Here is a 10,098-nt window from a genome sequence, read left to right as displayed (position 1 = left end):
GTAGGGAAGGGTCTTTGTACATCGGTCACCGCTTCGCGGATGACCGATGCCTATGGAGCGAGCACCCTTCGGGTGCCTCACGGATAAGCCCTCTAGGTATATGATTACCCCTGTGCTCAAATGCGTCACCCCTGGACGGGTGGCACAGTCGGATGAGAGGATCGGACCTTATTTTGTACCTTTGGAGCTGATTATGAGTAAGTATATGAGCAAAACTCTCTACAGGCTGCTGCTCGCCTGCCTGGTGGTGATGTCTGTGGGCGCAGAGCTGCAGGCTCAGGTGCCTGAGACCTCCTGCCGACCGCTGAAGGGGTGGCTGAAGAGCAAGCGACAGAAGGCTAAGGAGGAGGCTGAGAATCAGCCTGAGGAGACGAAGAGTAAGGAAGAGCAGGCGTACGATGACTTAGTGAGCGAGGCAAAGATCGACTCCGGTCTCGTCGTGACGATACAGAAGGAGGGAGACCTCTACTTTGAGGTTCCGGACAGCCTCTTCGGCAGGCCGCTGCTCTTTACCAGCCGGATCTCACGTACCTCCGACCCCTCGTCGGCAGTGGCGGGTCAGATGATGATCACCCCCTTCATCGCCCGTCTGGAGGCGAGAGGTAAGGATAAGGTGCTGCTTAAGATGGTGCCGACTCACGGCTATGTCGATGAGGAGGATCCGATCAAGGCTTCCTTTGACCGAAACTTCGTTCCGCCGATCGCGCGGACTTTTGATGTGAAGGCGCGGACCGGGCAGAGTCGGGTGATCGATGTCACGTCGCTCTTCCTCGACGGGGATCCTCTCTTTGAGAGCAATGATCCCTTTACCCTCCCCAAGGGGAGCCCCGTGAGTGGCGGGTCTTACATTGTCGGGGCGCGGTCCTTTGAACGCAATGTGGAGGTGAAGAGTGTCGCTGCCTATGCGAGTGACAGCTACTTCACTACTCTGGAGATCCATCGGTCGATGGTGCTGCTGCCGGACCGCCCGATGCGGTCTCGTCGCGCCGACAGCCGGGTCGGCTACTTCTCCTCTGCGAGGAGCCACTACTCGTCCGATAAGGATCGGATCGAGCAGTATGAGATCATCCATCGGTGGCGGCTGGAGCCGTCCGATAGTGCTGCCTATGCGCGGGGCGAAGTGGTGGATCCGGTGGAGCCGATCACCTTCTACGTCGACTCCGCTTTCCCGCCCAAGTGGCGTCAGGCGGTCCTCGATGGTATCTGCGACTGGGAGCAGGCTTTCAGAGCGGCGGGCTTCAGTAATGCCATTCGTGCCAGGATGTATCCTACTAAGGAGGAGATGCCGGACTTCGATCCCGATGACCTGCGTTTCTCTTGCGTCAAGTATGCTACCTCTAAAGTCGCCAATGCGATGGGCCCCTCGTATGTCGACCCTCGGAGCGGAGAGATCCTCTGTGCGGACGTGATCTGGTACCACAACGTCACCTCACTCCTCTACTACTGGCGCCTGGTACAGACCGGCGCCGTGGATCCTCGGGTGCGGGCGGATAAGCTGCCGGACGACCTCATGAGTGAGGCCATGCGGTATGTGGCGGCGCACGAGGTGGGGCATACTCTCGGACTGGAGCACAATATGGGCGCCTCATCGGCCTACACCGTGGAGCAGCTGAGGGATCCAGCCTTTACCCAAGCGTACGGCACCACGCCGTCGATCATGGACTATGCGCGCTTCAATTATGTTGCCCGGCCAGGTGACCCGGAACGTGGGGTGCGGCTGGTACCGCCCCTCCTGGGTCCCTATGACATCCATGCGATCGAGTGGGGGTATCGTCAGTATCCTGCGGAGCGGGAGAAGAGTGCCCTCAGAGCGCTTATCGAGCGTCACTCGGGCGATAGGCGGTACACCTACGGACTACAGCAGATCGTGACGGTGGATCCGACGGCTCAGACAGAGGATCTCTCCGATGATCCTGTGGCGGCAAATACCCTCGGGGTGAAGAATCTAAAGTATATTGCCGGGCACTTCGAGGCTTGGCTGGCGAAGCCCGGTGAACCGTCTGGTGACCTGCGAGAGGTCTATGATGCGATCATCGAGCAGATGCTCCGGTACGTCCGCCATGTCACTCCGATCGTGGGGGGACGTGTCTATCACGACGAGCGGCAGGGAGATGGTCGGATGCCGCTGACCTACATTCCCAAGTCTCGCCAGGTGGAGGCGCTGAGGTGGACCTTTGCCCAGCTGCGAGGACTGGATGAGTGGCTCTTTACTCCCTATCTGGCTCAGCGATTTGACCGATCGGATAGCTATGATCCCTATAAAGGCGAGCCCTACTTCTTCTCCCTTGTCCTCAACGACCTGACGGCGGGGTACCGACTGCAGGGTATCATCGACGGGAGCGAGGCTCCTAAGGGAGGCTCCGGCTATACGGTGGAGCAGTACCTCAGTGACTATGTGGATGAACTGTTGCGTGAGGGCGACGGCGGAGGGGCGCTGAGTCGCTCGGAACAGTGTCTCCAGCGGACAGGGATCGAGATGCTGATGGGGTATGCGGAGTCGTCTGTGCACTTTGGTGGGGAGCGAAGGCTCTCCGAGGCGCAAGCGTGGGCAAACTCTCTGCCCGGGGCGAGCGATCTGTGTGGCGAGGTGGCAGCAGCGCGGCTCAATATGCTTACCCCAAGCGTCAAGACTGAGGAGATAGCGCCCTACGTCCGTGTCGCTCTCAGCAAGATCCGACGCGCCTACCGCCTCCGTGCCACGCAGACGACGGACGCCGTGACTCGGGCATACTATGACGGGTGGGAGGTGGCTCTCGCCCGACTGCTGGATAAGAACTGATAGGATGAAGGAGGAAAAGGTCAAGGGGCATCTGGCGATGCTCCTGGCGACAATTGCATTTGGACTCAACGGTCCCTTCTCCAACGCACTCCTCATCGATGGGGTGCTCTCGCCTTGGCTCCACATGGCGTGCCGATTTGGGACCTCGTGTGTCGTCTTCTGGCTTGCCTCGCTCGTGGTGCCTGCGGGGCGGCGTGTGGAGGCGCGGGATGCCTGGCTCCTCATCGGGGCATCGCTCACGGGGGTGCTGGGTAATCAGGGGCTCTTTGCCTTTGCCATCTCGATGACCACACCGCTGAGGCAGTCGCTGATGACGACGATGGGACCGATCTTCACGATGTTCCTGGCTGCTATTTTCCTCAAGGAGCCCCTGACGTGGAAGAAGGTGCTCGGCGTGCTCGTCGGGCTGAGCGGTGTGCTGCTCCTGATGCTCTCCAAGGGCGGTGATGCCGGCAGTGGTTCCCGGGCGGTCGCAGGGCAGTTGATCGCTCTGCTTGCCACCTTTAGCTACACGCTCTACCTCACACTCTTCAAGCGGCTGATCGACAAGTACTCTCCTCTGGAGCTGATGAAGTGGCTCTTCCTCATCTCCTTCCTGATCGTGCTGCCATTCAGTATCGGTCCCGCCGTGGAGATGCCGTGGCGAGAGATGGACGGTACCTTCTTCTTCCGCCTTGGCTTCGTCGTCCTTGCCGCTACGGTGATGGCTTACCTGCTGGTGCCCTACGCCCAGCAGCGCCTTCGTCCCACCGTCATAGCCGTCTATAACTACGGCAATCCGGTCATCGCTACGACGGCCGGATTGCTGATGGGACTGGAGACCTTTACGGTCACCAAGATGGTTGCGGGCGTGCTGGTGATCCTCGGCGTCGTCATTGTGACGCAGAGTAAGTCCCGCCGCGACCTCAAGCGAGGTCGGTAGCTCGTCCTGCGCAGGGGACTGTAGAAAAGGGGTACATTTGGAGAAGAAACCAGAGTGAAATGATATGACTAAGACTGAGGAACTGGTGGCGAAGCAGAGGGAGTACTTCCGGTCGGGAGTGACTCTGTCCTGCCGCTTTCGCTGTGAGATGCTGGACCGCCTTTATCATGCGATCCGAATGAGTGAGACCGATATAGAGGCTGCGCTGCAGGAGGACCTGGGGAAGAACCGCTTCGAGGCTTATACCACGGAGGTCGGTTTCGCCCTGAGCGAGATCGGCTACCTGCGACGCCACCTCCCTCGGATGATGCGGCCGCGGAGGGTCTGCACCGATCTGTCCAATCTCCCCGGACGGAGCCGGATCGTCCCGGAGCCGTATGGTAACGTGCTGGTGATGAGCCCGTGGAATTACCCCTTCCAGCTGAGTATCTCGCCGCTCGCCGGTGCTGTAGCAGCAGGGAATACGGTGGTGCTCAAGCCTTCCAATTACTCTATTAACACCTCCCGCCTGCTCAGCCGGCTCATCCGAGAGACCTTCCGTCCCGAGTACATCACTGTGGTGGAGGGCGATCGGTATGTCAATCAAGACCTGCTGGACGCCCGCTTCGACTACATCTTCTTCACCGGTTCGACTCGTGTCGGGCGGGTGGTGATGGAGAAGGCGGCGGCTCACCTGACTCCCGTCTCGCTCGAGCTGGGCGGGAAGAGTCCCTGTATCATCGACCCGACGGCTAAGCTGGACCTTGCGGCTCGGCGCATTGCCTGGGGGAAGTGCCTCAATAGCGGTCAGACCTGTGTCGCCCCGGACTATGCCCTGGTTCATCGGTCGGTCGTGGAGCCCTTCATCAGCGCCCTGAAGCGCGCCTTTGTCAGGCAGGTGGGCGAGCATGCGGAGCTTAGTCCGGACTATCCACGGATCATTAATCGCAAGAAGTTTGACCGCCTCCGCGACATGATCGTTGCCTCTGATGTCCTCTGGGGTGGGGCAGTGTCGGAGGAGACCCTAAGGGTCGCCCCCTGCATCGTGCGGGGCGACTGGGACTGTGCTGCGATGGAGGAGGAGATCTTTGGACCTATCTTCCCTATACTGACCTACGACAGTCTTGATGAGGTGATCAGTGAGGTGACCGATCGGCCCCGTCCTCTGGCGCTTTACCTCTTTACCGAGGATCGGAGGGTGGAGCGAGAGGTGATCTCGCGCGTCCCCTTCGGGGGCGGCTGCGTCAATGATACGATCATGCACCTCGCCTCGTCTCAGATGCCCTTCGGGGGAGTGGGGGAGAGCGGCATGGGCGGCTACCATGGGCGCTTCTCCTTCGAGACCTTCTCCCATCGGAAGAGCATTCTTCATAAGGCTACCTGGCTGGATTTGCCGGTCCGTTATGGGCGAAATATCGAGCGGGATCTGCGGCTGGTGCGGCTGATGTTGCGGTAGTCTGACTTTTTGTCAGACCACTATTTTGGGTACCTTTGGACTTGACAAAGAGTGACCCTGTATGAATAATAGTATACCCAAGGAGGAGATCCGTCGCGCCAAGCAGCGGCAGCAGATCGTCGGCGACTGCCCGGCGCTCAATCGGGCTGTCGAGGTGGCTCTCCTCATCGCTCCGACCGATGTCAGCGTCCTCGTGGGTGGGGAGAGCGGCGTCGGGAAGGAGGCGTTCCCCAAGATCATCCACCAAAATAGCCTCCGCAAGCATGGACCCTATGTGGCGGTCAATTGTGGAGCGATCCCGGAGGGGACGATCGACTCGGAGCTCTTTGGGCATAAGAAAGGCTCCTTTACCGACGCTGTGACGGAGCGTCAGGGTTACTTCGAGGTGGCGGATGGAGGGACGATCTTCCTCGATGAGGTGGGCGAGCTGCCTATGGCGACACAGGCGCGACTCTTGCGGGTGCTGGAGAGTGGCGAATTCATGAAAGTAGGCTCGTCCGATGTCCAGCGCACCGATATCCGCGTCGTGGCGGCAACGAACGTCAATCTACATGAGGCGGTCAAGCGGGGCGAGTTCCGTCAGGATCTGCTCTATCGACTCAATACGGTCACGATCGACCTGCCGCCCCTACGGGATAGGGGTCGCGATGTGATCCTGCTCTTCAAGAAATTTGCCGCCGACTTTGCCGACAAGTACCATATGCCGCCGATCCGTCTCGACGAGGAGGCGGAGCAGCTCCTGCAGAGCTACGACTGGCCGGGGAACATCCGCCAGCTGCGTAACGTGGTGGAGCGCCTGAGCGTGATCGCCCCGGATCGCATGATCAGCCGTGAGGTGCTGCAGGATAATCTCCCCCGTAATGCCGAGGTGCGCCATCCTGCGCTGGTCTCTCCCACGATCGGCTATGAGTCGATGATGGATGAGCCGGTCGGGAGCAGTGCCGGGATGGGGGCCATTATGTCGATGCTTCGGGATGTGAAGGGGAGTGTCGGAGAGCTGACCCAGCTCTTCTACCGCTTCCTCCAGACGCAGGTTCGTCGCGAGCCTGCCGGCAGCCTGATGATGCCGGATCGGTCGTCGGAGGTACCGGTGCAGGATCTGATGCACTCCTCTCCGGCGGAGGAGGTGCGCGGCGGTGACCTACAGGCAGACTTCGAGGAGCTGACCAGCACGGAGGGCAAGATGCTCACGCTCGAGGAGATGAGCCAGAGGTACATCGACTTCGTCCTCGAGAAGAATAAGGGCTCCCGCAAGCAGACGGCAGAGGATCTGGACATCTCCGAGCGCACGCTCTACCGCAAGCTCAATAAGCAGTGATGAAAAAGTCTATCCTCATATCGCTTCTCCTTACGCTCCTCCTCGCCGGCTGCTCCATTAAGTACTCGCTCAATGGAGCCAGCATCGACTACACGAAGATCAAGACGGTCTCCATCGCAGACTTCCAGAACCTTGCTCCTACCGTCTACCCGCCCCTCGCACAGCGCTTCACGGAGGATCTGAAGGATCGCTTCCAGAGGCAGACGCGCCTACGTGACATACCGACAAACGGCGACCTGAGCATCGAGGGAGAGATCGTCGGCTACGACCTTTCGGCGGAGGCGGTCCAGGAGAATGCCTTCGCCGCCAAGACTCGGCTCACCCTTCGGATCAATGTCCGCTTTACCAATAAGGTGAATGAGGAGGAGAGCTTTGAGCGAGAGTTTACCTCCTTTGGCACCTTCGACAGCTCGCAGATGTTTGTCGACGTGCAGGATCAGCTCTGTCAGGAGCTGACCAAGGATATCATCAATCAGATCTTCAATGCTACTGTCGAGAACTGGTAGCCCTATGGAAAAAGCCCGACTATGACCTACGATGACCTCTCCCGTGCCCTTGCCGACCCGATGACGCTGACGGCGTACCATCTCGAGGATCTCCTCGAGCTGAGTCGCCAGTACCCCTACTGTGAGGCGCTCCATCGGCTGCTCCTCATCGACCTCTACCGTAGTGAGGATGTGCGCTTCCCCGCTGAGCTGAAGCGTCGGCTGATGTACCTGCACGACCCCTTCTCCCTCCTGCTGACGCTGGATGCTACCTCCGGAGGACCGCAGTCCCACTCCTACGACCTGATCGACCGCTATGTCCGGAGCTACCGCCCGGAGGAGTCCGCTGTACCTGATGAGTCGCCGACTGTGACGGCCTCCACTAAGTCCCCGGCCAAGTCGGCACGGACAAAGCGGGAGTCTGAGGCTCAGATCGTCCAGGACTTCCTCGACGAGGGACCCGAGGCGGAGAAGATCCGCATCCGTCCCGACTGCAAGGAGGATGACGTCGCCCTCCCTCCCGAGGACGAGGATAATGGTCCCCTGCCTGGTGAGGAGCTCTTCACGGAGAAGCTGGCTATGATGTACGCCTCACAGGAGCGATACTCCGAGGCTATGACGATCCTTAAGACCTTGAATTTGAAATATCCGGAAAAAAGTGGTTACTTTGCCGAGCGAATTGGTCAGCTCGAGCAACGTCGCAAGGGGCTCGTGGCGGACTGATCTATTTTGGATATAATGAGATCAGGGGTGTGAACCCCTATGTACTAGTAAGTTAAAGAGGAAAATGTTTACGTTCCTTAATATTCTGGGCGTTTTTGCAGCTATCTTGCTGATCTTCGTGGTTACCATCCAGGACAGCAAGGGAGGCGGTCTGGCCAGTGGCTTCTCCAGCGCCAATAACGTGATGGGCGTCCGTCGCTCCACCGATATGATCGAGAAGGTCACCTGGTGGCTCGCCGGCATCATGTGCCTGCTCTGCGTCGTGGTCGCCAAGTGGACTCCCACCGTACAGCACGCCATCAATAAGCAGGAGAGCGTCATCAACGACTACGTCGACCAAGCTACCATCCCCGCACCTGCTGATGCCCAGCCCTTCGGTGGCAACACCATTACTCCCGCAGAGACCCCCGCAGAGACCCCCGCAGAGCCCGCTACTCCGGCTGAGTAAGAACCTCGGGACACCGCTCGTGAGAGCGGCTGTAGGGTGTGATATAGCAGTTTATCCGGCTAAAGGATTGCTAATCTGCCCGAAGTGTGGTACCTTTGCACCCTGAAACTTAAGTACACGAATACAATATTATAGAGACAAGATATTATGTCACGAGTATGTCAACTGACCGGCAAAAAGGCGATCAAGGGCAACAGCGTGTCTCACTCTCACCGCAGTGAGAGGAGGACATTCAATGCCAACCTTTTTAACCGCAAGTTTTACTGGCCCGAGGAGGACTGCTGGGTACACCTGCGTGTCTCCGCCAAGGGTCTCCGCCTGATCAATAAGGTGGGTCTGGATGCTGCGCTCCGTAGTGCTGCATCGAAGGGTTATCTGGACGACTTCATCATTACCGATAAGGCCTGAGATTACCCGACGAGAGGATTTTGGACCACTACCCCTCACTTGTGATGCTGCGTGAGGCACTGTCCGTGAGAGTCCTTCCCTGATTTTTTGTAACCGCATAGATAGATCAATCACGATATGGCCAAGAGAAAGAAAGCCAAGAAAGCTAAAGGGAACCGTGTCCAGGTGATCCTGGAGTGCACGGAGATGAAAGAGAGTGGTCTGCCCGGTACATCACGCTACATCACTACGAAGAATAAGCGTAATACCACCGAGCGCCTTGAGCTGATGAAGTACAATCCCATCCTCAAGCGTATGACCCTACACAAGGAGATTAAGTAATACAGAGATCGACTAGTACATTATGGCAAAGAAAGCGATATCAACCCTCCATGCCAGTGACGGCCGTACTTACTCCAAGGTAGTGAAGATGGTCAAGTCCCCCAAGACGGGTGCTTATGTCTTCTCGGAGCAGATGGTCCCCAACGAGATGGTCCAGGAGGTCCTTAAGGCTAAGTGACTTAGAGCTGACCCTCAGTCAGCCTATAGATAAACACAGCGAGCGCTAGTAGAGTCTTTCCTCTACTTTCGCTCGCTTTTTTTTGCTCTCTGAGGATGGATCTCTCAGGAGTGACGCACTTGAGGGTACTGAGTGACAAAGAAAACCATTTTGCTCATTGAGAAAGTGCGGAAACGAAGCGACCCTTGCGGTTCGCACTTTCAGTCTGTCGAAGCGCGCTCCTAAGAGTCTTCTCCTACAGCGCGAAATACCCGATGGAGGATGTAGAGTGCGTCGGAGGAGAAGCAGGGACTGTCCCCTACCACCACGGCGAGCGACGATCATCTCACTTATCCGGAAGATTCAGCGGTGCAAATATAGCACCCCCGCCGGGCGGAGTCGTCTCAGAGAGTCTCTCTGTGTCTCTTCCTGTCTCTTTCTGGTCAATATTGCGTCTTCTGCGGTCTGCGCCACATAGTAAACCGGCTATGCGAGAATCCTAAAGAAGCATTTAGTACCTGACCAAGCGGCTGTTGTTTTTCTACGTAGCACTCAAATGAATGTAAAGAGGTATAAGGACTCGAGACGATGCCCACACTGTGGACATCGCCAGTCCATAAGGACATGCATGCCCTATCTTGTACATGCATATGGTTACACGATCAAGTGTGAAAAATGCGGTTGCGACCTTGTTCCGGACTATTACCCTATTCCCTTCCCGGTCGGTTTTTTCACCGGATTCGCAACCATCGTCCTCGTCGCAAGCTTTTGCCTCTATATTCTGCATTGGTCATTACTGACGTCGGCAGTAGTGTCGATAGCGATTCTATTGATTCCTCTTCTTATAGCGTGCTACATAGTCCTCCAGAGGATCACATTCAGGAAATAGTAACCCCCTAACTAAGAATCAGTGCAGTTGTCAGACTAAGTCTCAGACCTTCTGTTTCTTTCTGGAGAAAGCCCTCACGTCATCCATCCCGCCTATGTGGTCGTAGTGCTCGTGGGTGACAAAGATCGCATCCAGGTGATCCAGCTCCTCACGCAGCCCCTGCTGGCGGAAGTCCGGTCCCACATCGATCATAATTAGTCGACCTGCCGATCG

11 protein-coding genes are annotated in these 10,098 nt (G+C 57.6%); 10 read left to right on the top strand and 1 reads right to left on the bottom strand.

The annotated features are described in order from the left end of the window. The first annotated feature begins 205 nt into the window (after positions 1–205). The 10 genes from B088_RS07660 (at position 206) to B088_RS08510 (ending at position 9,017) form a co-directional block, all read left to right on the top strand. On the top strand, positions 206–2,779 hold the full coding sequence (locus B088_RS07660; RefSeq protein WP_026170561.1) for a zinc-dependent metalloprotease: 2,574 nt from the start codon (positions 206–208) through the stop codon (positions 2,777–2,779). Positions 2,780–2,783: 4 nt separating this feature from the next. Then, complete coding sequence (locus tag B088_RS07655; protein WP_018107838.1) at positions 2,784–3,701, top strand: DMT family transporter; 918 nt, start codon at positions 2,784–2,786, stop codon at positions 3,699–3,701. A gap of 64 nt (positions 3,702–3,765) precedes the next feature. After that, complete coding sequence (locus B088_RS07650) at positions 3,766–5,136, top strand: aldehyde dehydrogenase (protein WP_018107837.1); 1,371 nt, start codon at positions 3,766–3,768, stop codon at positions 5,134–5,136. Between the two features lie 61 nt (positions 5,137–5,197). Next, positions 5,198–6,454: a sigma-54 interaction domain-containing protein gene (locus B088_RS07645; protein ID WP_018107836.1), complete on the top strand. Its 1,257-nt coding sequence runs from the start codon at positions 5,198–5,200 to the stop codon at positions 6,452–6,454. Further along, a complete protein-coding gene (locus B088_RS07640) occupies positions 6,454–6,960 on the top strand; it encodes an LptE family protein (RefSeq protein WP_018107835.1) in 507 nt (168 codons plus the stop codon). Before B088_RS07645 ends, B088_RS07640 begins: the two co-directional genes overlap by 1 nt. 21 nt (positions 6,961–6,981) lie before the next feature. Continuing rightward, on the top strand, positions 6,982–7,662 hold the full coding sequence (locus B088_RS07635) for a hypothetical protein (protein ID WP_018107834.1): 681 nt from the start codon (positions 6,982–6,984) through the stop codon (positions 7,660–7,662). 64 nt (positions 7,663–7,726) lie between these two features. Next, positions 7,727–8,110, top strand: coding sequence for a preprotein translocase subunit SecG (gene secG, locus B088_RS07630; protein ID WP_018107833.1), 384 nt, complete (start codon positions 7,727–7,729; stop codon positions 8,108–8,110). 147 nt (positions 8,111–8,257) lie between these two features. Further along, positions 8,258–8,518, top strand: a complete 261-nt coding sequence (gene rpmB / locus B088_RS07625; protein ID WP_018107832.1) for a 50S ribosomal protein L28 — start codon at positions 8,258–8,260, stop codon at positions 8,516–8,518. 117 nt (positions 8,519–8,635) lie between these two features. Further along, a complete protein-coding gene (gene rpmG, locus B088_RS07620) occupies positions 8,636–8,839 on the top strand; it encodes a 50S ribosomal protein L33 (protein WP_018107831.1) in 204 nt (67 codons plus the stop codon). Between the two features lie 22 nt (positions 8,840–8,861). Continuing rightward, positions 8,862–9,017 (top strand): DUF4295 domain-containing protein, encoded by a 156-nt coding sequence (locus B088_RS08510; RefSeq protein WP_018107830.1) that lies wholly within the window; start codon positions 8,862–8,864, stop codon positions 9,015–9,017. 910 nt (positions 9,018–9,927) lie between these two features. Here B088_RS08510 and B088_RS08505 read toward each other — a convergent pair. After that, entirely contained in the window at positions 9,928–10,080 is a 153-nt protein-coding gene (locus B088_RS08505; RefSeq protein ID WP_281109924.1) for an MBL fold metallo-hydrolase, read from the bottom strand. Positions 10,081–10,098: the final 18 nt, after the last annotated feature.

The organism is Porphyromonas bennonis DSM 23058 = JCM 16335, assembly GCF_000375645.1.
Taxonomy (GTDB): Bacteria; Bacteroidota; Bacteroidia; order Bacteroidales; family Porphyromonadaceae; genus Porphyromonas_A; species Porphyromonas_A bennonis.
This window is presented reverse-complemented; position numbering and strand designations above follow the sequence as displayed.